Source organism: Pseudomonas sp. FW305-28 (assembly GCF_017351395.1).
In the GTDB taxonomy this organism is placed as follows: domain Bacteria; phylum Pseudomonadota; class Gammaproteobacteria; order Pseudomonadales; family Pseudomonadaceae; genus Aquipseudomonas; species Aquipseudomonas fluorescens_AA.
In genome coordinates this window covers 1-22,514 of sequence record NZ_JACNDD010000065.1, presented here as the reverse complement: position 1 = coordinate 22,514, position 22,514 = coordinate 1, and the positions used below count along the sequence as shown (strand labels likewise).

General features: G+C 63.1%; 18 protein-coding genes. 15 read left to right on the top strand and 3 right to left on the bottom strand.

Annotated elements, in window-relative coordinates; translation table 11 throughout:
- Window positions 1–6 precede the first annotated feature (6 nt).
- The 3 genes from tssK to tagH form a co-directional block, all read right to left on the bottom strand.
- Window positions 7–1,341 (bottom strand): type VI secretion system baseplate subunit TssK, encoded by a 1,335-nt coding sequence (gene tssK, locus J4E53_RS16500; protein ID WP_072407490.1) that lies wholly within the window; start codon window positions 1,339–1,341, stop codon window positions 7–9.
- Between the two features lie 15 nt (window positions 1,342–1,356).
- Window positions 1,357–1,863 carry a type VI secretion system lipoprotein TssJ gene (gene tssJ / locus J4E53_RS16495; RefSeq protein WP_060740022.1) on the bottom strand — a complete coding sequence of 169 codons (507 nt, stop codon included), beginning with the start codon at window positions 1,861–1,863 and terminating at the stop codon, window positions 1,357–1,359.
- A gap of 68 nt (window positions 1,864–1,931) precedes the next feature.
- Entirely contained in the window at window positions 1,932–3,449 is a 1,518-nt protein-coding gene (gene tagH / locus J4E53_RS16490) for a type VI secretion system-associated FHA domain protein TagH (RefSeq protein WP_060740021.1), read from the bottom strand.
- A 415-nt stretch (window positions 3,450–3,864) separates the two neighbouring features.
- Here tagH and tssA point away from each other — a divergent pair, with 415 nt between their 5' ends.
- The 15 genes from tssA to J4E53_RS16415 all read left to right on the top strand — a co-directional run.
- On the top strand, window positions 3,865–4,908 hold the full coding sequence (tssA, locus tag J4E53_RS16485) for a type VI secretion system protein TssA (protein ID WP_103309198.1): 1,044 nt from the start codon (window positions 3,865–3,867) through the stop codon (window positions 4,906–4,908).
- An 81-nt stretch (window positions 4,909–4,989) separates the two neighbouring features.
- Window positions 4,990–5,496, top strand: coding sequence for a type VI secretion system contractile sheath small subunit (gene tssB / locus J4E53_RS16480; protein WP_003206923.1), 507 nt, complete (start codon window positions 4,990–4,992; stop codon window positions 5,494–5,496).
- A gap of 2 nt (window positions 5,497–5,498) precedes the next feature.
- Window positions 5,499–6,995, top strand: coding sequence for a type VI secretion system contractile sheath large subunit (gene tssC / locus J4E53_RS16475; RefSeq protein WP_060740019.1), 1,497 nt, complete (start codon window positions 5,499–5,501; stop codon window positions 6,993–6,995).
- A gap of 228 nt (window positions 6,996–7,223) precedes the next feature.
- Window positions 7,224–7,712: a type VI secretion system tube protein Hcp gene (locus J4E53_RS16470; RefSeq protein WP_025216165.1), complete on the top strand. Its 489-nt coding sequence runs from the start codon at window positions 7,224–7,226 to the stop codon at window positions 7,710–7,712.
- An 81-nt stretch (window positions 7,713–7,793) separates the two neighbouring features.
- Complete coding sequence (locus J4E53_RS16465) at window positions 7,794–8,249, top strand: type VI secretion system amidase effector protein Tae4 (RefSeq protein WP_060740018.1); 456 nt, start codon at window positions 7,794–7,796, stop codon at window positions 8,247–8,249.
- Window positions 8,249–8,674: a hypothetical protein gene (locus J4E53_RS16460; protein WP_060740017.1), complete on the top strand. Its 426-nt coding sequence runs from the start codon at window positions 8,249–8,251 to the stop codon at window positions 8,672–8,674. The genes J4E53_RS16465 and J4E53_RS16460 overlap by 1 nt, the downstream gene beginning before the upstream one ends.
- A complete protein-coding gene (gene tssE, locus J4E53_RS16455) occupies window positions 8,668–9,180 on the top strand; it encodes a type VI secretion system baseplate subunit TssE (protein ID WP_058542707.1) in 513 nt (170 codons plus the stop codon). Before J4E53_RS16460 ends, tssE begins: the two co-directional genes overlap by 7 nt.
- On the top strand, window positions 9,177–11,036 hold the full coding sequence (gene tssF, locus J4E53_RS16450) for a type VI secretion system baseplate subunit TssF (RefSeq protein ID WP_060740016.1): 1,860 nt from the start codon (window positions 9,177–9,179) through the stop codon (window positions 11,034–11,036). The genes tssE and tssF overlap by 4 nt, the downstream gene beginning before the upstream one ends.
- Window positions 11,000–12,052: a type VI secretion system baseplate subunit TssG gene (gene tssG, locus J4E53_RS16445; protein ID WP_103309196.1), complete on the top strand. Its 1,053-nt coding sequence runs from the start codon at window positions 11,000–11,002 to the stop codon at window positions 12,050–12,052. Before tssF ends, tssG begins: the two co-directional genes overlap by 37 nt.
- A complete protein-coding gene (gene tssH, locus J4E53_RS16440; RefSeq protein ID WP_103309195.1) occupies window positions 12,045–14,723 on the top strand; it encodes a type VI secretion system ATPase TssH in 2,679 nt (892 codons plus the stop codon). The genes tssG and tssH overlap by 8 nt, the downstream gene beginning before the upstream one ends.
- A 158-nt stretch (window positions 14,724–14,881) precedes the next feature.
- Window positions 14,882–16,819 (top strand): type VI secretion system tip protein TssI/VgrG, encoded by a 1,938-nt coding sequence (tssI, locus tag J4E53_RS16435; protein ID WP_103309193.1) that lies wholly within the window; start codon window positions 14,882–14,884, stop codon window positions 16,817–16,819.
- An 18-nt stretch (window positions 16,820–16,837) separates the two neighbouring features.
- Entirely contained in the window at window positions 16,838–17,272 is a 435-nt protein-coding gene (locus J4E53_RS16430) for a DcrB-related protein (RefSeq protein ID WP_060740012.1), read from the top strand.
- Window positions 17,273–17,284: 12 nt separating this feature from the next.
- On the top strand, window positions 17,285–21,724 hold the full coding sequence (locus J4E53_RS16425; RefSeq protein WP_103309191.1) for an RHS repeat-associated core domain-containing protein: 4,440 nt from the start codon (window positions 17,285–17,287) through the stop codon (window positions 21,722–21,724).
- A 1-nt stretch (window position 21,725) separates the two neighbouring features.
- Window positions 21,726–22,004 (top strand): hypothetical protein, encoded by a 279-nt coding sequence (locus J4E53_RS16420; RefSeq protein WP_060740010.1) that lies wholly within the window; start codon window positions 21,726–21,728, stop codon window positions 22,002–22,004.
- Window positions 22,005–22,086: 82 nt separating this feature from the next.
- A partial coding sequence (locus tag J4E53_RS16415) for a hypothetical protein (RefSeq protein WP_207268160.1) occupies window positions 22,087–22,514 on the top strand: 428 nt, incomplete at its 3' end.

The following is a 22,514-nucleotide window of genomic DNA, read 5'->3' as shown; positions in this document are numbered from 1 at the left end:
CGCGGTTTATCCTCGGATCGCCCAGAAAGCCAGGTTCAGCCCTGGGAACTGGCCGGCGATGTGGAACGCAAAGCCGCCGGAGTTGCTCAACTGCTGCCAGTGGTCGCTGCCCCGGTCGAGTTCGTAGTAGGTGGAGCCGGCGTGGTACGGCAGTTGCCGTGGCGCCACCGGCAACGGCAGCAGGCCGATGCCCGGCAGTTGCAGGTTGACCAGGTCGCGGATGTGCTCCACCGAGCCGACCTTGCTCTGCTGGCCGAAGCGGCTGCGCAGGGTTTCGGCCGGCACATCGGCACGCACCACCAGGATGAAGCTGGCGCTGTCGAGCAGGGTCTTGTCGGCCAGCATCGCCACGTGGATGCCGTAGGCTTTCTCGACAATCGGAATCGGCGTCGCCTTGCTGTCGATCAGCATCGACAGGGCTTCGCGCAGGGCCTGCATCACCGGCGCGTAGCTGAGCGCCAAGTCATCGTGCTGGTACGGCGGGTATTGCTGCGGTCGTCGCCCGGACGCGGTGAACGTGGAGAACTCCCCGGCCAGGCTCACCAGTTCGCTGTAGAAGCGCTCGGGGTGCAGCGGGCTCAACTGGCTCAGGTGCTGGATCAGCGGCTGGGCGCGGTTGACCAGTTGCAGCAGCATGAAGTCGGCAATCTCCGAGGCGCCACCGGCACCGGACGCCACCACCCGCCCGGCCAAGGCTTCGCCGCGTTGATGCAGCAGGCCCAGCAGTTCGCTGCGAAACGCCGCCAGCGGTTTGGAGGCGATGACATCCAGCAGTGGCGGGATGTAGGTGTCGTCGAGCACCAAGGCACGGTCGGCACGTTTTTCCTTGATGCGCACCACACCGATGGCGGCGTAGTCGCCGATGCCATCCTGTTCGGTCAACAACCGCAGGGCCCGGGAGCCAAGGGCCACCGGCGCGCGGTTTTCGAACGGTGCGTTGTCGTCGCGCACTTCGCACACCTGGCTCACATAACGCGCGGCGCCGAGGTCTTCGCCTTCGTCCACGGTGTCACGGGCGCCGGCGCGCTTGAGCGGCAAGGCCAGGTACACCAGGCCATCGCGCAGGTTGTCATCGACGTTCAGCGGCGTGGGCGCCAGGTCATCCTGGGGAATGTTGAAGGGCGTGCCGTCCGGCAACAGGCCCCGCGCCGAGATGATCGCCAGCTTGCCCTGGGCCAGCAGGCCCTGGTCGATCAGCAATTCGGAAAAACCCCAGGCGCCGGCCGACAATGGGCGGCTGCGTGCGTCGATGAGGTTTTCCAGGTAACGGTCATGCTGTTGGAAGTGCTGCGTTCCAATGAACATGCCTTCCGACCAGACCACGCGATTGTTCCAGGACATGGGGGCTCCGATTGCTTATTGGGCAGGGCTGGATGGGGGAACGACGACGGCGCTGCGCACGGCGCGCACATCGAGGCTGATCTGGTATTCGGTGTATTCGCGCGCCGGGACATTCATCACCGTGCGCCACAACGACTGGTCCAGCTCGCGATAGCCCACCAGTATTCCGATGTGTCGCGTGGCCGGGTCGAGGTCGCGTTGCAGGCTCAGTTGCTGGCCGGGCTGGATCAGCACCTCGTCCTGGTCGATCAGGTCAGCGCCCAGCGTGGCCTGGGCCCGTTCGGCCAGGGCGAAATAATCGGAACGGCCAAAGGTCGCGGCATTTTTCAGTTCGAAAATGCGCACCCGGACCGGGGCCGGCTGGCCGGTGGCGCCGGGGTTGAGGCCGGCAATGGCATGGAAATGCAACTCGATGGCGGCGGTGTCGGCCTCAGCTTCTTCGGGCTGGGGGTTGGCCGCATCCTTGGCGCACGCCGTCAGCAGAAGCGCGGTGGCGACTGCGAGTAAAAACCTGGGAATCATCCTGCGTCCTCAATGACGTTTGAGCTATCCGTTGTTGGCTGATCAATATTGTTATAGGACAGCGCCGCTCAACGGCGTCGCTGTCGTGTGCTGTGTTCTTCGTAGGCGCGACTGAACTCGCGACCGAACAGGTCCTGGAAATCCTCCTGGGCTTCCCGGGAAATGTTGCTGTAGAGCTCGGTGAATTGCTGCCAGTACTGGGCCTGCCGCGAGCCGCTGAAAATCCCCGAAAGCCCGCCGGGCTTGGCCATGCGTTCTTCCAGTTGCGCCGGCTCGAAGCGCCCCAGCAAATGCTTGATGGCCGCTTCCACACCGGCCATTACCGCCAGTTGGTGGGCCCGCAAGTCATCGAAACTGTCACGCACCGCCGCGTCCGGGGCCATGAACGCCTGGTTGCCGTGGCGCAACAGCAACAGCAAGGCTTCATCGACATTGGGGGCGAACTTCAGCGGGTTGTTTTCCACCGGCTGGATCATCGTCTGCTGGATGCGGAACTCACCCTTGAGGCTGCTGCGGGCGCGCAAGACATCGATCAGGCCTTCGACCATCAAGCGATAACTGCGCCCGATGCTTTCCATCTGTGCTTCGGCATTGGCCTTGTCCAGGCGCAACTGATCCAGCCCGGCGCCGCGCAGGAAGGCTTGCAGCAAGTCGGGTTGGGCGGCCTCGGCCGGCGCGGCCGGAGGAACTGGAGCAACTGGAGCAACCGGGGCAACTGGAGGAGCAACTGGCGGTGCGACCGGGGTCTCGACGCGGGTCACCGGTGCTTCACGCACGGGTGCCGGCGGCGGTGCACTGATTTCAGCAAAGATGTCGACGAGCGGAGGCTGCGAAACCGGGGTCGCGATCGGCTCAACCACTGGCGGTAGCGGCACCGGCGGCGGGGCCACGGGCAGCGGGGCAACCGCCACCGGTGCAGGCTTGTCGCTGAACGGGTCCCAGTCGTCCGGAATCACCGAGGCAGACGGCGGTACAACCGGCTCGACCACGGAGGGCGGGCTCGGCCGGGCAATTGGCGTCGGCGGGCGGAAATTGTGTTGCTCGGCCGGGACATGGTCAGGCTGGGTGGCCGGCGGGACACTGCTCGGGGCCAAGAAGTCGAACAGGTCCGGCAGGGTGTCCATGGCCGACACGCCCTGGAAATGCGCAGGCGAGGCCACCTGGATCGGCGACGGCACATGCGCCGCGGCGCTCTGCTGCCCCATCAAGGCCTCGAAACTGCTGGGCGATTCGGCGAACGGATTGCTGTCGGTGACCGGCAGGTTGAAATCGACGCGGGCCTGGATTTCATAATCACCAATGCGGATCACTTCGCCGTCTTGCAGGGGCTCGCTGTTGCCCTTGCGCAAGCGAACGCCAGCCTTGACCAATTCCACACCATTGGTGCTGTTATCGGTCAAATAATAACGCCCGTCTTTGTATTGGATAACGCAATGTTTACCGGAAACCAGGCGCTCGGGGTCCGGTAATACCCAGTCATTATCGGAATTACGGCCAATTGCCATCACCCCCTGATCCATGGACTTTTCAGAACACTGGCCTGGGGTAATTTTGTGATAACTAGTGATAGTCAAACACAGCGGCATCTTGCCTCCTTGCTGAATACTTCGCGCGCGGGCGGGAGTGAAGGCTCAGACCTTGACCACCCGCCGGCAACCTGCCAACAACCGTAAAAACGGCTTTTTGCCAGCATGATCGCTGATCATAACCGGCTTGCGTGACAAAAACCCCACGTGAGTTGCCGCTTCGACCGGTAGGTCGGACAGGCTGTTAAGCGCATCACAACTGTTACATAGGGCATACACAGGCGAAATAGCTTACCTTGACAAGCGATAAGTACTACACCAAAAATGCACAACTTCTTGAATATACATGATGGCACTTTAGGATCATCACAGATCTAAAGGGCCATTACCGTCAAGGAACATGTGAAGTTTCATCCGAAACTTGCGTGTGAACTGCCCGACTTCTATCAAGCGGGTGATAGGGAGATCGATCCAAGTGGATGTGCCTTTGCTGCTCGCCGCCGTTTCCGCGACTTCGCCGTGTGGTGAAGATCTGGAATATGACGCGGATTTCCTGCGCCTGGAACGTGACTCCCGGGGCCAACCCGAGCGCAGCATGGGCGATTCGATCCTGCCTGCCGAACCCCCTGAATGGCGCAGCATCCAGCAGCAGAGCCTGGACTTGCTGCAGCGCAGCAAAGACCTGCGCATCACCCATTTCCTGATGCAAAGCTCCCTGGCCCTCGAAGGCCTGCCGGGCATGGCCCGTGTGCTGACGCTGATCAGCGAATTGCTCAAGCAATACTGGGCCGAACTGCATCCGCGCCTGGACGCCGATGACGACAACGACCCCACCGTGCGCATCAATGCCCTCGCCGGCCTGACGTCCGATGTCACCATCCGCCTGCTGCGCGAAAGCATCCTGACCCGTTCGCGGACCTTCGGTGCCGTCAGCTTGCGCGCCGCCGCCAACGCCAGTGGCCTGCAAAGTTTCCCGGATGAAAACCTCGGCGCCGAACAGCTCGCCGGGGCCCTGCTCGACAGCGACCCCGAGCAGTTGGAAGTCATCCGCGCCGCCCTGCTCGAAGCCCGCAGCGCCGCCGAAGCCATCGAGCAGCAGGTCAGCGACCAGGTCGGTTCCGCCCAAGGCGTGGACCTCGGCCCGTTGAAGCAACCGTTGAAGATGGCCCTGCAGATTCTCGGCCAGTTCGCCCCGCAGAGTGGCGACAGCGCCCAGGCCGATCCCGTCAGCGACAACAGCGCAGCGCCCGCTGAGCATGTAAATGTCACAAGCTCACCGCGTAATACCAATAACAGCACCAACACCGTCAGCGGCGACATCAACAACCGCGACGACGTGCTGCGCAGCCTGGACCGGATTCTCGCGTACTACACCCGTCATGAGCCCTCCAGCCCGCTGCCGGTGCTGTTGAACCGGGCCAAGCATCTGGTGCACGCCGATTTCGCGGCCATTGTGCGCAACCTGATTCCCGACGGCATGAGTCAATTTGAAAACCTGCGCGGCCCAGACAGCGAATAAAAAGCGAGCGGATCACGCAGTCACGTCACCGGCACCCCCGATGACGCCAACACCGTCGCTCAAGCGACCAGGAGCAGCAACGTGGCGAAGCAAAGTTCTCAGAAATTCATCGCGCGCAACCGCGCGCCTCGAGTGCAGATCGAGTACGACGTCGAGCTCTACGGCGCCGAGAAAAAGGTCCAGTTGCCCTTCGTCATGGGCGTCATGGCCGACCTCGCCGGCAAGCCCGCCGAGCCTCTGGCTGCGGTAGCCGACCGCAAGTTCCTCGAGATCGACGTCGACAACTTCGACTCGCGCCTCAAGGCCATGCAGCCGCGCGTGGCGTTCCATGTGCCTAACGAACTGACCGGCGAAGGCAACCTGAGCCTGGACCTGACGTTCGAAAGCATGGACGACTTCAGTCCGGCGGCCGTGGCCCGCAAGGTCGACTCGCTGAACAAGCTGCTCGAAGCGCGCACCCAGTTGGCCAACCTGCTGACCTACATGGACGGCAAGACCGGCGCCGAAGAAATCATCATGAAGGCGATCAAGGACCCAGCGCTGTTGCAGGCCCTGGCGAGCGCGCCGAAGCCAGCACAGGACCAATGATCATGACTGACAATACAGCCCGCGAAGGCGCACAGAACCTCGGCGCGACAGAAGAAACCAGCGAGTTCGCGTCCCTGCTGCTGCAAGAATTCAAACCCAAGACCGAGCGCGCCCGCGAAGCCGTCGAGACCGCCGTGCGTACCCTGGCCGAACAGGCCCTGGCGCAGACCGACCTGGTGTCCAACGACGCCATCAAGTCGATCGAATCGATCATCGCCGCCATCGACGCCAAGCTCACCGCCCAGGTCAACCAGGTCATCCACCACCCCGACTTCCAGCAACTGGAAAGCGCCTGGCGTGGCCTGCACTACCTGGTCAACAACACCGAGACCGATGAGCAGCTCAAGATCCGCGTGCTCAACATCTCCAAGACCGACCTGCACAAGACCCTGAAGAAATTCAAGGGCACCGCGTGGGACCAGAGCCCGCTCTTCAAGAAGATGTACGAAGAAGAATACGGCCAGTTCGGCGGCGAGCCTTACGGCTGCCTGGTGGGCGACTACTACTTCGACCAGTCGCCACCGGATGTCGAGCTGCTGGGCGAGCTGTCGAAAGTCTGCGCGGCCATGCACTCCCCGTTCATCGCCGCGGCATCGCCGACCGTGATGGGCATGGGCTCGTGGCAGGAACTGTCGAACCCGCGCGACCTGACCAAGATCTTCACCACCCCGGAATACGCCGGCTGGCGCTCGCTGCGTGAATCGGAAGACTCGCGCTACATCGGCCTGACCATGCCGCGCTTCCTGGCGCGCCTGCCTTATGGCGCCAAGACCGACCCGGTGGAAGCCTTCGCCTTCGAAGAAAACACCGACGGCGCCGACAGCTCCAAGTACACCTGGGCCAACGCCGCCTACGCGATGGCAGTGAACATCAACCGTTCGTTCAAACACTTCGGCTGGTGCTCGCGCATCCGTGGCGTTGAATCGGGCGGCGAAGTGGAAAACCTGCCAGCCCACACGTTCCCAACCGACGACGGTGGCGTGGACATGAAGTGCCCGACCGAAATCGCCATCTCGGACCGCCGTGAAGCGGAACTGGCGAAGAACGGTTTCATGCCGCTGCTGCACAAGAAAAACACCGACTTCGCCGCGTTCATCGGCGCCCAGTCGTTGCAGAAACCGGCCGAATACGACGACCCGGACGCCACCGCCAACGCCAACCTGGCCGCGCGCCTGCCGTACCTGTTCGCCACCTGCCGGTTCGCCCATTACCTGAAGTGCATCGTGCGCGACAAGATCGGTTCCTTCAAAGAGAAGGACGAGATGCAGCGCTGGTTGCAGGACTGGATCCTCAACTACGTCGACGGTGACCCGGCGCACTCCACCGAGACCACCAAGGCCCAGCATCCACTGGCTGCCGCCGAAGTGATCGTCGAAGAAGTCGAAGGCAACCCGGGGTACTACAACTCCAAGTTCTACCTGCGCCCGCACTACCAGCTCGAAGGGCTGACCGTGTCGCTGCGCCTGGTATCGAAACTGCCGTCGGCCAAGGGCGCGTAAAAACTTATTGAAACGGGTGGCGGTAACCCTGTGGGAGCGAGCTTGCTCGCGATAGCGGTGGATCAGCTTGCATTGATGTCGGATGTGACGCCGCCATCGCGAGCAAGCTCGCTCCCACAGGGGATCTCCAGCAGGCTGGAGATCGTCTTCCACCCCGTTCAGCACCCGTAATTTCGCAAGGTCAGCGTCAACCAAACAATGTGGTTAGAAACCACACAGGGAGAAAACATGGCTGTTGATATTTTCATCAAGATCGGCGACATCAAGGGCGAGTCCATGGACAAGGCCCACAAGGACGAGATCGACGTCCTGAACTGGAGCTGGGGCATGTCCCAGTCCGGCAACATGCACGTAGGCAGCGGCGGCGGTGCCGGCAAGGTCAACGTCCAGGACCTGTCGCTGACCAAGTTCGTCGACAAGGCTTCGCCGAACCTGATGATGCACTGCGCCAGCGGCAAGCACATCGACAAGGTCAAGCTGACCGTGCGCAAGGCCGGCGGTGAAAGCCAGGTCGAGTACATGATCATCAACCTGGAAGAAGTGCTGGTCACTTCCCTGAGCACCGGCGGCTCGGGCGGCGATGATCGCCTGACTGAAAACGTCACCCTGAACTTCGCCAAGGTGCTGGTGGACTACCAGCCACAGAAAGCCGACGGCACCAAGGAAGGCGGTCCGGTCAAGTTCGGCTGGAACATCCGTCAGAACGTCAAGGTGTAATCGAAAATACCCCCGGTGCCACGCACCGGGGGTGTTTGGTGCTTGCTCGAATCCAATCTTTTCCCTTTCGGTGTCTGAGTCATGGCCAAGCCTTCGTTTATCAATTTGTGGAAAGCCTATTCCGACCTGCTGATTGCCCATCCTGACGCAAAACCCTGTGACGGTCCCTGGGCAAACCAATGCGCCATACGCATGAGCCTGACGCTCAATGCGGAGAAAACCATCAAGGTCAACAAATCCACCTACACCAAAGACCCCCTGTGTAAGCATGAACACGCCAGGGGCGCCGAGTCATTGGCGAATTGGTTGTGGAAACATCATCTGGGCCATCCAACTATTCTCAGTAACAGCCCCGAAGACCGAAAGACATTGATGGGCAAGACCGGCCTGATTTTCTTCAAGGACTGCTTTCAGCAATCAGGAGAGACTGCCGAAGGTCGTAGCGGCGACCATATCGATCTATGGAATCGTGGCCTGACCCAAACCAGCGACCTTTTCTATCGATCCAAGAAGGTCTGGTTCTGGGAGCTCATTTAATGAACAAGCCCCTGCTCGCCTTATGCCTGACGACTAGCCTGATCAGCCTGAGCGCGTGCGCCGAGCATGCCGGGGCGCCGACGACCCAGGCGGTTTTCGAGGGCCAGTCACTCAGCCTGGTTGACGATCAGGGCCAATGCACGCTGGTCAAACCCGACCAGAGTCGCATGAAGCTGGACATGGAATGGCCGTGCGGCTTCAGCCTGGATAAACAGCAGAAACTGCGCGTGGAAATGTTCAACAACATCCCGATTTTTGCGGTCTGGCGCAGCGAACACATGCCCGCCCCCAGCCGCGATTGTCTGAGCAAAATGCAGGCTATTCGTCAGATGCCGGAAGGTTTTGAGGCGGGAACGGTCAGCCTGTATGCAGCTTGCGGCTCCGGCGGAGACCAGAAAATGTACGTGGCGCCCTTTACGTGGTAACCGAAATCGCCACCCGCGATCGCCTCCAGCCCTCCCTATTGGACCGGTTGACCGACGACGATCCGACCAACCCCAAGGAAAGCGCTGACAAACGCGTGCTGTCCCTGACCCAATTGAAAGCCTCGGTGCTGCGTGACCTGGCGTGGCTGCTCAACACCACCTCATTGCTCGACGCCGATGCCACGTTGCACACCCCGGCGGGTACCTCGGTGGTGAATTTCGGCCTGCCGGCACTGGCCGGCAACAGCGCGTCGAACGTCGATGTCTCGGCCCTGGAAACCTTGATCCACCAGGCCATTGCCACCTTCGAACCGCGCATCCTGCGCCACACCCTGCGGGTACGCGCCCGGGCGACCGCCGAGATGAACCACAACGCCTTGAGTTTCGAGATCGAGGGCGACCTCTGGGCCCAGCCGGTGCCCCTGCGCCTGATGCTGCAGACCGACCTGGACCTGGAAACCGGCCATGTGCGCGTGGTCAACGCCGACCAGCGGAGACGCTCATGAACCCGCGCCTGCTGGAACTGTACAACCAGGAACTGCACCACGTGCGCGAAAGCGCAGCGGAGTTCGCCAAGGAATACCCGAAGATCGCCAGTCGGCTGACGTTGTCCGGCATGGACTGCGCCGACCCGTATGTCGAGCGCCTGCTGGAAGGTTTCGCCTACCTGACGGCGCGGGTGCAGCTCAAGCTCGACGCCGAGTACCCGACCTTCACCCACAACCTGCTGGAAATCGCCTACCCCCATTACCTGGCACCGACACCGTCGATGACCGTGGTGCAGATGCAGGCCGACCCGGACGAAGGCTCGCTGAGCAGTGGCTTCCCGCTGCCCCGCGATACCGTCCTGCGCGCCGCCCTGGGTCGCGAAACCCAGACCTGCTGCGAGTACCGCACCGCCCACGCGGTGACGTTGTGGCCGTTGCAGGTCAGCCAGGCCGAATACTTCGGCAACCCGTCCGTGGTGCTCGGGCGCCTGGCCGCCAGCGAGCCCAAGGCCAAGGCCGGGCTGCGCATCACACTGCGCACCGGTGCCGAACTGCCGTTCAACAGCCTGGCCCTGGACAACCTGCCGCTGTACTTGAGCGGCGCCGACGAACAGCCCTTCCGCCTCTACGAACAACTGCTGGGCAATGCCTGCGCGGTGTTCGCCCGCAAGCCCGGCGGCGACTGGGTGGAGCGGCTGCCCCAGGACGCGTTGCGCTCGCGCGGCTTCGACGATGCCGACGCCGCGCTGCCGGTGGTGTCCCGGGCCTTCCAGGGCTACCGCCTGTTGCAGGAATACTTCGCCCTGCCCCACCGCTTCCTGTTTGTCGATTTCACCCAGTTGAGCCGTGCGGTCAAACGCTGCGACGGCCAGGAACTGGAGTTGATCGTGCTGTTCGACCGTCACGATCCAAGCCTGGAAGGCAGCGTCGGCGCTTCGCAGTTCCTGCCGTTCTGCACCCCGGCCATCAACCTGTTCCCCAAGCGCCTGGATCGCATTCACTTGTCGGAACGGGTCAACGAACACCACGTGATCGCCGACCGTACCCGGCCGATGGATTTCGAAGTCCATTCGCTCAGCGGCCTCACCGGCCACGGCACCGGGCCGGAGCAGCCGTTCTTGCCGTTCTACGCCGTGCGCGATCCATCCCGCTATGGCCGCGACCAGGCCTACTACACCGTGCGCCGCGAACCGCGCGTGCTGTCCAGCGACCAACGACGCAACGGCCCGCGCTCGACCTACATCGGCAGCGAAACCTTCGTCAGCCTGGTGGACAGCCAGCAAGCGCCCTACCGCCACGACCTGCGTCAGTTGGGCGTGACGGCGTTGTGCACCAACCGCGACCTGCCGCTGTTCATGGGCGTGGGCAACGGCAAGACCGACTTCACCCTGGCCGACAGTGCGCCGGTTGGCGCCGTGCGTTGCGTGGCAGGTCCCAGTCGCCCACGGGCCAGCCATGCCCACGATGCCAAGGCCTGGCGGCTGATCAGCCAGTTGTCGCTGAACTACTTGTCGTTGAGCGAACAAGGCCAAGGCGCCGCCGCCCTGCGTGAACTGCTGCGCCTGTACGGCGACAGCAACGACGCGGCGCTGCAATTGCAGATCGAAGGCCTGCGGGAAGTCAGCAGCAAAGCTTGCACCCGGCGCTTGCCGATGCCCGGCCCGATCGTGTTCGGTCGGGGCCTGGAGATCACCCTGGAATTCGATGAAAACGCGTTTCGCGGCACCGGGGTGTTCCTGCTCGGTGCGGTGTTCGAGCGCTTCCTGGCACGCTACGTGTCGATCAACAGTTTTACCGAGACGGTGATCCGTACCACCGAACGCGGCGAGATCATGCGATGGAAAGCCAAGCCCGGACGTCGTCCGACCCTGTGAGTACCCTGGAAGCGATGCACCAGGAACCCTGGGAATACGACTTCTTCCAGGCGTTGCGGCGCATCGAGTGCGAATCCCCCGAGCTGCCGCGCCTGGGCCATTCCCTGCGCCTGGCCGATGACCCGTTGCGCCTCGGACAACAGGCCGACTGCACCTTCGCCCCGGCCACCCTCGCCTCGGTGCAACCGGGCGGCGACGGTACGCCGGCGCGCCTGGAGCAATTCTTCTTCGGCCTCGGCGGCCCCAACGGCCCGATGCCGCTGCACATCACCGAATACGTGCGCGAACGCCAGCGCAACAACGCCGACAGTACCAGCAAGCGCTTCCTCGATGTGTTTCACCATCGCCTGCTCAGCCTGTTCTACCGGGCCTGGGCCGAAGCGCGGCCGACCGTCAGCCATGACCGCCCGGACGATGACTACTGGTCGGCGCGCCTGGCGGCGCTCAGCGGCCGGGGCATGCCGAGCCTGCTCAACCAGGGGCTGATCCCCGACACGGCGAAACTCCATTACAGCGGCCACCTGTCGGCACAGACCCGTTACCCGGACGGTTTGAAGGCGATTCTCAGCGAGTACTTCGGCCTGCCGGTGGAGATCGAAGAACACGTCGGCCAATGGCTGGAGCTGCCCGAACGCAGCCGCGTCGGGGTCAGCGCCCATCAATTGGGCGTGGACTTCTGCCTGGGCCGCTTCGTGTGGGATCGCCAGCACAAATTCCGCATTCGCCTGGGGCCACTCAAGCTCGTTGACTACATGGGCATGCTGCCCGGCAGCCAACCGTTCAACGAGCTGGTGGCCTGGGTCGCCGAATACCTGGGCCATGAGCTGGACTGGGACCTGAACCTGGTCCTGGAACAACCCGAAGTCCCGGCACTGCAACTCAATGGTCGCTTCCGCCTGGGGTTCAATACCTGGCTGGGCCGCCCCGAAACAGATGCCAACGATTTAATACTGGCCCGGCATTACGCCGAACAGGCCAACACCTCACAGACCTCAAGGAGCCATGAGCATGGGTGAAATCAGTCGCGCCGCGTTGTTCGGCAAACTCAACAGCGTGGCCTACAAAGCCATCGAAGCCGCCACCGTGTTCTGCAAGTTGCGCGGTAACCCTTATGTGGAACTGGCCCACTGGTTTCACCAGTTGCTGCAACTGCAGGACTCGGACCTGCATCGCATCATCCGCCAGTTCAACATCGAGCCGGCGCGCCTGGCCCGTGACCTCACCGAAGCCCTCGACCGCCTGCCACGGGGATCGACTTCCATCACCGACCTGTCCTCCCACGTCGAAGAAGCCGTGGAACGCGGCTGGGTCTACGGCAGCCTGATGTTCGGCGAAAGCCAGGTGCGCACCGGTTACCTGGTGCTGGGCATCCTCAAGACGCCAAGCCTGCGCCACGCGTTGCTGGGCCTGTCGTCGGAGTTCGACAAGGTCAAGGTCGAAGCCCTGAGCGAGCGCTTTGACGAATACGTCGGCGACTCGCCGGAAAACGCCCTGACCGCCAGCGACGGCTTCAATGCCGGCGCCGTGCCGGGCGAAGCCAGCGGCGCCATGGCCCCCAGCGCCATGGGCAAGCAGGAAGCCCTCAAGCGCTTCACCGTCGACCTCACCGAGCAGGCCCGCAGCGGCAAGCTCGACCCGATCGTCGGCCGTGACGATGAGATCCGCCAACTGGTGGACATCCTCATGCGCCGCCGGCAGAACAACCCGATCCTCACCGGTGAAGCCGGTGTGGGCAAGACCGCCGTGGTCGAAGGCTTTGCCCTGCGCATCGTCGCCGGCGACGTACCGCCGGCCCTCAAGGACGTGGAACTGCGCAGCCTCGACGTGGGCCTGTTGCAGGCCGGCGCGAGCATGAAAGGCGAATTCGAACAGCGCCTGCGCCAGGTCATCGAAGACGTCCAGGCTTCGCCCAAGCCGATCATCCTGTTCATCGACGAAGCCCACACCCTAGTGGGTGCCGGTGGCGCCGCCGGCACGGGCGACGCGGCCAACCTGCTCAAGCCGGCCCTGGCCCGTGGCACCTTGCGCACCGTGGCGGCCACAACCTGGGCCGAGTACAAGAAACACATCGAAAAAGACCCGGCCCTGACCCGCCGTTTCCAAGTGGTGCAAGTGGCCGAGCCCTCGGAAGACAAAGCCCTGCTGATGATGCGCGGCGTAGCCTCGACCATGGAAAAACACCACCAGGTGCAGATCCTCGACGAAGCCCTGGAAGCCTCGGTCAAGCTGTCCCACCGCTACATTCCCGCGCGCCAGCTGCCGGACAAATCCGTGAGCCTGCTGGACACCGCGTGTGCCCGCGTCGCCATCAGCCTGCACGCCGTGCCGGCCGAAGTGGACGACAGCCGCCGGCGCATCGAAGCGCTGGAAACCGAGCTGCAAATCATCGCCCGTGAGCACGCCATTGGCGTGGTCATCGGCACTCGCCAGACCCAGACCGAAAGCCTGCTGAGCGCCGAACGCGAGCGCCTGGCCGAGCTGGAAAGCCGCTGGGCCGAAGAGAAAACCCTGGTGGACGAGCTGCTCGCCACCCGCGCCACCCTGCGCGAGCGCGTCGGCGTGGTGGACAGCGAGGACGGCAGCGAAGCCAGCCACACCCTGCGCGAGAAATTGGTGGACCTGCAACAGCGCCTGACCGCCCTGCAAGGCGAAACCCCGCTGATCCTGCCGACCGTGGATTACCAGGCCGTGGCCTCGGTGGTCGCCGACTGGACCGGTATCCCGGTGGGCCGCATGGCCCGCAACGAACTGGAAACCGTGCTCAACCTCGACCAGCACCTGAAAAAACGCATCATCGGCCAGGACCATGCCTTGCAGATGATCGCCAAGCGCATCCAGACCTCCCGCGCCGGCCTCGACAACCCGAGCAAGCCGATTGGCGTGTTCATGCTCGCCGGCACCTCCGGCGTGGGCAAGACCGAAACCGCCCTGGCCCTGGCCGAAGCCATGTACGGCGGCGAGCAGAACGTCATCACCATCAACATGAGCGAGTTCCAGGAAGCCCACACCGTGTCCACCCTCAAGGGCGCGCCACCGGGCTACATCGGCTACGGCGAAGGCGGCGTGCTGACCGAAGCCGTGCGGCGCAAACCGTACAGTGTGGTGCTGCTGGACGAGGTGGAAAAAGCCCACCCGGACGTGCATGAAATCTTCTTCCAGGTGTTCGACAAAGGCGTGATGGAGGACGGCGAAGGCCGGGTGATCGACTTCAAGAACACCTTGATCCTGCTGACCACCAACGCCGGCACCGAGCTGATTGCCGACGTCTGCAAGGATCCGCAGAACGTGCCCGAGCCGGAAGAAATCGCCAAGGCCCTGCGCCAGCCGCTGCTGGAGATTTTCCCGCCGGCCCTGCTCGGCCGCCTGGTGACGATCCCGTACTACCCGCTCAGCGACGAGATGCTCAAGGCCATCACCCGCCTGCAACTCAACCGCATCAAGAAGCGCGTGGAGAGCACCCACAAAGTGGCCTTCGACTACGACGACGCGGTGATCGATTTGATCGTCTCGCGTTGCACCGAAACCGAAAGCGGCGGGCGTATGATCGACACCATCCTGACCAACAGCCTGCTGCCGGACATGAGCCGCGAGTTCCTGACCCGCATGCTCGAAGGCAAGGCCTTGGCCGGGGTGCGGATCAGCGCGGTGGACAACGAATTGCAGTACGATTTCAGCGACGCGGCCTGACGGTAAGGAACACTGCAAGACCCCGTGGGAGCGAGCTTGCTCGCGATAGCGCAGTCACATTCAACATCCGTGTTGACTGACATACCGCCATCGCGAGCAAGCTCGCTCCCACAGTTGTTCCAATCAGCGGCGCAGCCATTACAACGATGAGATGAGCGATGTTATTCAACCAAGCCTCACGCCTGGCCAAGATCACCAGCCCCCTGGGACCTGAGGTACTGCTGCTCAAGGACATGGGCGGCGGCGAAGAACTGGGGCGGCTGTTCAACTACGAGCTGCAGCTGCACTCGCTGGACAACGCCATCGACCTCAATCAGGTGCTCGGCAAGCCCATGTGCGTGAGCCTGCAACTCGATGGCGGTGGCGAGCGTTATTTCCATGGCATCGTCGCCCGTTTCAGCCAGAACGTCGACCAGGGCCAGTTCGCCAGTTACCAGGCCACCCTGCGCCCGTGGTTTTGGCTGCTGACCCGCACCTCCGATTGCCGGATTTTCCAGAACCTGACCATCCCGCAGATCATCAAGCAGGTGTTCCGCGACCTGGGCTTTTCCGATTTCGAAGACGCCTTGAGCCAGACGTATCGCGAGTGGGAATACTGCGTGCAGTATCGCGAGACCAGCTTCGATTTCGTCAGCCGCTTGATGGAACAGGAAGGCATCTACTACTTCTTCCGCCATGAGCAGGGCCGGCATGTGCTGGTGCTGGCCGATGCCTATGGCGCCCACACCACGGCCCCCGGCTACGGCTCAGTACCGTACTACCCGAAGAACGAGCAGCAGCGCGAGCGTGACCACATTCACAACTGGCACCTGGCCCAGGAAGTCCAGCCCGGCTCCCTGGAGCTCAACGACTACGACTTCCAGCGCCCGAGTGCGCGCATCGACGTGCGCTCGGCCATGCCCCGCCCGCACACGGCCGGCGACTATCCCCTGTACGACTACCCTGGCACCTACGTGCAGAGCCAGGACGGCGAACACTACGCCCGCACCCGCATCGAAGCCTTGCAGACCCAGCACGAACAGGTCGAGCTGGCCGGTAACGCTCGGGGCCTGGGCTCGGGGCATCTGTTCAGCCTCACCGGCTTCACCCGCCAGGACCAGAACCGCGAATACCTGATCGTCGGCGCCCGCTACTACATTTCCCAGGAAAGCGGCGAAACCGGCGGTGGCGCGCCGACCGCGCAGTTCGAAAGCAGCCTGATCTGTATCGACGCCCAGCAAAGCTATCGGCCACTGCCCATCACCCATCGCCCTATCGTCAAAGGCCCGCAGACTGCGTTAGTGGTGGGTCCCAAGGGCGAGGAAATCTGGACTGATCAGTTCGGCCGGGTGAAGGTGCATTTCTACTGGGACCGTCACGACCAATCCAACGAAAACAGCTCATGCTGGATTCGCGTGTCCCAGGCATGGGCCGGGAAAAACTGGGGCTCGATGCAGATCCCGCGAATTGGCCAGGAAGTGATCGTCAGTTTCCTCGAAGGCGACCCGGATCGGCCGATCATCACCGGTCGCGTCTACAACGCCGAACAGACCGTGCCCTATGACTTGCCCGCCAATGCCACCCAGAGCGGCATGAAAAGCCGTTCGAGCAAGGGCGGCACGCCAGCGAATTTCAACGAAATCCGCATGGAAGACAAGAAAGGCGCCGAGCAACTGTACATCCACGCAGAGCGTAACCAGGACATCGTGGTCGAGGTGGATGAAAGCCATTCGGTGGGCCATGACCGCAACAAGAGCATCGGCCACAACGAGACGGTGACCATCGGCAACAACCGCCTGCGCATCGTCAAGCAGGAGGACATCCTCTCCGTCGGCCAGCGCAAGACCGACAGCATCAGCCAGAGCTACGTGATTGAAGTGGGCGAAAACCTGCGCCTGGTATGTGGCGAAAGCATCCTGGAGCTCAACGCCAGCGGCCAGATCAACCTGACCGGCGTACAGATCAGCTTCTACGCCAGCGGCGATGCCGAGTTCAACACCGGCGGCGTGCTGCACCTGAACAACGGTGGCGGCCCCGGAGCCACGCCGGACGGCCAGGGCGTCAAGGGCAGCATCGATGCCAACATCCAAGCCGCGTTCCCTGCACCCAAGGGCTAACCTCGAGATTTTCGCGCCATGACTTACCGCCTCAATGAATTCCAGTTCCAGCTGCCGCCCAGCGAATTGCTGGACGCGACAATCAACATCCTCAAGTTCCCCGAACTGGGCACATCCTTGATCGTCAGCCGCAGCTTGCTGGCCGAGGGCGAGACCCTGCAAAGCAACCTTGACGACCAGCTCAAGCGCCTGGAAAAACAGGTTCAGGACCTGCGCTGCCAACCGGGCGCCACCGTGCGCGTAGGCGCCAACCAGGAAGTCGAAGCCATCGAACTGCGCAGCCAGTTCAACAAGGGCAATGAAAAGGTCTTCCAGTTCCAGCTGGCCCTGGTGCTGCCCGGCACCCGCAAAATGCTTGCCCTGAGCTACGTGAAAGCCGAGAAACTGGGCGATGCCGAAGCGGCGCATTGGGCAACGATCAAGGGTTCGCTGCTGTTCGACGCTCTGGCTTGATGAGCACCTTGCATGTCTGACGCACTCTGGGCCGCTCGGCTAGGCGACGCGCTGAACCACACCTCGATGATGGCCGATATCCTCGGCGGCGTCCTGGAAGTGGCCGCGAACATTGCGATCACCGCGGTGGCGACGGCTGCCGTGGTCGCGGCCACGGGCATTACCGTTGCCACTGGCGGCTTGGGTTGCTTCCTGCTCGGCGCGGTGGTGGGCGCCGTGGTCGGCCTCGCCATGAGCAAGACCGGGGCCGACAAGGGGCTGAGCGACTTATGCGAGGGCATCGGCAACGCCCTCTTCCCGCCCACGGTGCAGGCCAACATCCTCACCGGCTCCACCAACACCTTGACCAACAACATCCCTGCCGCCCGCGCCGCCGGGGCGATCGAGTCCCATGTCGCGCCGGCCGGCACCGAACTTGAAGCACCCGAAGCCGAACCCAGCTACCTGGACATGGCCGAGAATTTCTTCTCGCAGATGTGGCGTCCCACCGTCGCCGTACCCGCCCCCGGTGCCGTGCCCAAGCCGCTGGACATGATCACCTGCATGAAACACCCGCCGATGCCGCCGCAGTTCCTGGCCGAAGGCTCGGACAAAGTCACCATCAACGGCCAGCCCGCCGTGCGCAGTGGCGACCGCAGCACCTGCGATGCGACCGTGGTATCAGCCGGGCTGATTTCACCTGACGTGACCATTGGTGGCGGTTCGGTGGTGGTGCGCGAGATCCGCAGCGGCAAGACCCCGGGCGTCGGGCTGGCGGTCACGGCGCTGCTGATGCTCAAGGGCGGCAAGGGTAAATTCCTCAGTAACCTGCCCTGCATGTTGATCGGCGGTGCGGCGTCGATGGCGGTCAGTAGCGCGATGGGCGCCGCGGCCAACGCCGCGATGGGCTCGTCGAACCCCGTGCACGCCGCCACCGGGGCCAAAGTGTTGGGCGATGTCGAGGAGATGGACTTCGTCCTGCCCGGCATCTTGCCGATCGACTGGCAACGCTTCTACAACAGCCGCGACGAACGCCGCGACGGATTGTTCGGTGCCGGTTGGAGCGTGCCCTACGAGGTGCGCGTCGAAATCCTGCCCCATCCAGACGGCGGCGAAACCCTGGTCTATAGCGACGAACAGGGCCGCCGCATCGACATGGGCTCGATCCCCCTGGGCGGTGCCGTGTTCAGTGCCGGTGAAGGCCTCAGCGTGCGCCGGCATGCCAACGGCGAGTTGCTGATAGAGAGCGCGGACGGGCTGTACCGCTTGTTCGAACCCACGCCAGCCAATGCAGCGCTGCTGCGCCTGAACCAACTGGGTGACCGCAACGACAACCGTATCCACCTGGAATACGACGATAACGGACGCCTGGCGCAACTGCGTGACACCTTCGACCTGACCCGCATCGCACTGGCGTATGACGAGCGCTGGCCACAACGGGTCAGCCGGATCGACCGCCTCTATGCCGATCAACGCCGGGAAGTGCTGATGCACTATGGCTACGACGGCCAGGGCGATCTGGCGCAGGTCCGTCAGTCCAACGACCAGGTAAAACGTCGCTACGCCTACGACGCCGGGCGGCGAATGGTGGAACACCAACTGCCTACCGGGCTTCGCTGTTTCTATGAATGGGCGTTGGTTGAAAACCTGGAATGGCGCGTGGTTCGCCACTGGACCGACGCGGGCGACGCCTACACCTTCGACTACGACCTGGCCGCCGGGACCACGCGCATCACCGACGGTTTGCAGCGCATCAGCACCCGTCGCTGGGATACCCGATATCAGATTACCGAAAACACCGACGCGCTGGGTCGCACCTGGACCTTCCAGTGGAACGACGAAAGCCAGTTGCTGGGGGCGACCGATCCCAACGGCGGACAACATCAGTTCAGCTATGACGAAGCGGGCAACCTCTGCGAAACCCGCGACCCGCTGGGGCGCAGCGAGTCAACCCTGTGGCTCGAACACTGGGCCCTGCCCCTGGCCGAAACCGATGCCGCGGGAAATACCTGGCAATACCGCTATGACGCGCGGGGCAACCGCATTCGCGAAACCGACCCGCTGGGCCACGTCACCCGCTATCGCCACGACGCCCACGGCCAAGTGGTGGAGGTCATCGACGCCACCGGCAAAAGCAAGCGCATGCGCTGGACGGCGCTTGGGCAACTCAGCGAACACACCGACTGTTCCGGTTACACCACACGGTTGAGCTATTGCGAGCGAGGGCTGTTGCTCAGCAGCACCGACGCACTGGGAGAGCGGACGCTTTTCAGCTACGACGACCAGGGTCGACTGCTGAGCAAGCAACTGCCGGACGGGCGCACCGAGCACTATCAGCGTGACGCAAGCGGACAGTTGATCAGCTATAGCGATCCGGCCGGGCATACGACAACTTTCCAACACACCCTAAGCGGTCAACTGCGGGTGCGCACCGACGCCCACGGTCGCCGGGTGGAGCTGAGCTACGACAACTACGGGCGCCTGCTGGCCCTGACCAACGAAAACGGTGAGCGCTACCGGTTCGCCTGGGACGCCGCCGACCGCTTGACCGCCCAACACAGCCTGGACGGCAGCCTCAAGCGCTACGCCTACGACCCGCTGGACAACGTCACCCGCGTGGAAGCGCTCGCGGTGCCTGGCAGCACCGACCTGGACCTCGCCCCCCAAGCCCCCATCATTCATGAGCTGGAGCGCGATGCGATGGGGCGACTGGTGGCGAAAGTCACCGCAGACGGGCGCACCGAGTACCGCTATGACGCGCTCGACCAGGTCAACGCGATCACCTTCACCAGCCAGACCGGTGAAGTACAAAGCCTGGGCTTGCGTTACGACGCCCTGGGGCAATTGATTACCGAGCAAGGCTGGGCGGGGAACCTCGAACATCGCTATGACGAACTGGGCAACCTGAACCAGACGCTGCTTCCCGACGGTCGTTGGCTGAACCGCCTGCACTACGGCAGCGGTCACCTGCACCAGATCAACCTCGACGGCCAGGTCATCAGCGATTTCGAGCGCGACCGCCTGCACCGCGAAGTGCTGCGTACCCAGGGGCGCCAGAGCACCCGCAGCGAATACGACCGCAGTGGCCGCCTGCGGGCCCGCCAGCGGCGGCAACAGGGTCAATCCACGCTGCTGCAGCCTGTGGCGCAATCGCTGTTTGGCTATGACGCCAGCGATCAACGGGTGGAGCGCTTCGACAGCCAGCCCGAAGCGTCCCATCGCCAGTTACTGCACTATGACGCCACCGGCCGCATTCTTGCCAGCCAGGACAACCTTCAAGGCCAGCGTGAAAGCTTCGCCTATGACCCGGCCGCCAACCTGCTGGACGGCCTGGGCACAGGCCAGGTCGCGCATAACCGCTTGTTGACCTACCAGGACAAGCGCTACCGCTATGACGGTTTCGGTCGCATGGTGGAAAAACGCAGCGCCCGACGTGGCGTCCAGCGTTTTCGCTACGATGCCGAACAACGCCTGGTGGAAGTGCGCAACGATAACGGCTCGGTCGTAAAAATGACCTATGACCCGTTGGGTCGACGCATCGAAAAAGCCGAGTACGACCGCAACGCCACGCTGCTCAGTCGCACCCGTTTCACCTGGGATGCGCTGCAACTTTTGCAGGAACACCGCGACAGCCAGACCAGCCTCTACATCTACGCCGACGACAGCCACGAACCCCTGGCGAGGGTCGACGGCCTGGGCGATCAGCAGAAGGTCCGCTACTACCACAACGACTTCAACGGCCTGCCCGAACAGCTCTCGGAAGCCGACGGCCACACACTCTGGCGAGCCCGTTACCAAGTGTGGGGCAACACCGCCGAAGAGCTGCGCGAACCGTACTACATCGAAGAGCAGAACCTGCGCTTCCAGGGCCAATACCTGGACCGCGAAACCGGGTTGCACTACAACACCCTGCGTTTCTACGACCCGGACATCGGCCGCTTCACCACACCGGACCCGATCGGCTTGGCCGGTGGGCTGAACCTCTACCAGTACGCGCCGAACCCGGTGAGTTGGATCGACCCCTTCGGGCTGATGAAATGCTCGACGCCGCCCAAGGGTCGCAAGGTCAACCGAACGGTGTATCGCTTTGAAGAGCCGGGGCGGATCAGCACGACTTGGACGGCGCACAAGTGGAACGTCGCCTCCAGGCACCGTTACACCGCCCCCGGCCTGGGCGGTGTCTATGGCGCCAACTCACGCAAGACAGCCATGGGCGAAGTCAATCACTGGGGCGTGGACCTGTCCACACGGGTGCTGGTCAGCAAGAAAGTGCAGCTCAACAACGTCCTGGACCTGACCCGGGCCGATGTGCGCAAACAATTGGGGGTCTCCCTCAAGAGCATTACCGGCGACAAATACACCCAGACCCATCAAATCGGCGCCTGGGCCAAGGCTAATGGTTATGATGGGATCCTGGCGCCGTCGGCGCGAAACCCGACCGGCAGCAACTTGATTTCGTTTGCAGGTTTTTAAAATGGGACTGGAAGACGAATACGTCGGCGATGCCGATTGGCAGCATTTCGTGCGGTTGTACGAAGAGGACTACCTCGACGACAACGCCCGCGTGCTGGCCAAGGCCATGGATGACAACCTCGACATGGCCGTGGTGCTCTACGGCAAAAGGGGGCTCAAGGAAGGCTTATGGTGGCTGGAACAGACCGTGCCCGCCCTGGGTAACAAACGCCCGGCCGATTGCCTCAAGACCCCGAAACTGATCAAGCGCCTGAGAATGGCCCTGATGAGCATGCCCTAACCCACAAGGACAGATGCAATGGAAGGCATCCAACTGCTTGAACACACGCTCCCCAACCACCCTACCCGCCTGAGCAACGTGCATGTCTGACGCGCTCTGGGCCGCCCGCCTGGGCGATGCACTCAACCACACCTCGATGATGGCCGACATCCTGGGCGGTGTATTGGAGGTGGCGGCCAACATTGCGATCACCGCCCTGGCGACCGCCGCCGTGGTCGCGGCCACGGGCATCACCGTGGTCACCGGCGGCCTGGGCTGCTTCGTCCTGGGCCTGGTGGTGGGCACCATCGTCGGCCTGGCCATGAGCAAGACCGGGGCCGACAAAGGCCTGAGCAATTTATGCGAGGGCATCGGCAACGCCCTCTTTCCGCCCACGGTGCAGGCCAACATCCTCACCGGCTCCAAGGACACCTTCACCAACAACATCCCCTCGGCCCGGGCCGCCGGCGCGGTGGTTTCCCATGTGGCGCCGGCCGGCACCGAACTGGAAATGCCCGAGCCGGAAGAAGA

Bases quoted from the DNA above. Each gene is read 5' to 3' on its own strand.
- tssK (WP_072407490.1), bottom strand. From the start codon at position 1,341: ATGTCCTGGAACAATCGCGTGGTCTGGTCGGAAGGCATGTTCATTGGA.
- tssJ (WP_060740022.1), bottom strand. From the start codon at position 1,863: ATGATTCCCAGGTTTTTACTCGCAGTCGCCACCGCGCTTCTGCTGACG.
- tagH (WP_060740021.1), bottom strand. From the start codon at position 3,449: ATGCCGCTGTGTTTGACTATCACTAGTTATCACAAAATTACCCCAGGC.
- tssC (WP_060740019.1), top strand. From the start codon at position 5,499: ATGACTGACAATACAGCCCGCGAAGGCGCACAGAACCTCGGCGCGACA.
- J4E53_RS16470 (WP_025216165.1), top strand. From the start codon at position 7,224: ATGGCTGTTGATATTTTCATCAAGATCGGCGACATCAAGGGCGAGTCC.
- J4E53_RS16465 (WP_060740018.1), top strand. From the start codon at position 7,794: ATGGCCAAGCCTTCGTTTATCAATTTGTGGAAAGCCTATTCCGACCTG.
- J4E53_RS16460 (WP_060740017.1), top strand. From the start codon at position 8,249: ATGAACAAGCCCCTGCTCGCCTTATGCCTGACGACTAGCCTGATCAGC.
- tssF (WP_060740016.1), top strand. From the start codon at position 9,177: ATGAACCCGCGCCTGCTGGAACTGTACAACCAGGAACTGCACCACGTG.
- tssG (WP_103309196.1), top strand. From the start codon at position 11,000: ATGGAAAGCCAAGCCCGGACGTCGTCCGACCCTGTGAGTACCCTGGAA.
- tssH (WP_103309195.1), top strand. From the start codon at position 12,045: ATGGGTGAAATCAGTCGCGCCGCGTTGTTCGGCAAACTCAACAGCGTG.
- tssI (WP_103309193.1), top strand. From the start codon at position 14,882: ATGTTATTCAACCAAGCCTCACGCCTGGCCAAGATCACCAGCCCCCTG.
- J4E53_RS16430 (WP_060740012.1), top strand. From the start codon at position 16,838: ATGACTTACCGCCTCAATGAATTCCAGTTCCAGCTGCCGCCCAGCGAA.
- J4E53_RS16425 (WP_103309191.1), top strand. From the start codon at position 17,285: ATGTCTGACGCACTCTGGGCCGCTCGGCTAGGCGACGCGCTGAACCAC.
- J4E53_RS16420 (WP_060740010.1), top strand. From the start codon at position 21,726: ATGGGACTGGAAGACGAATACGTCGGCGATGCCGATTGGCAGCATTTC.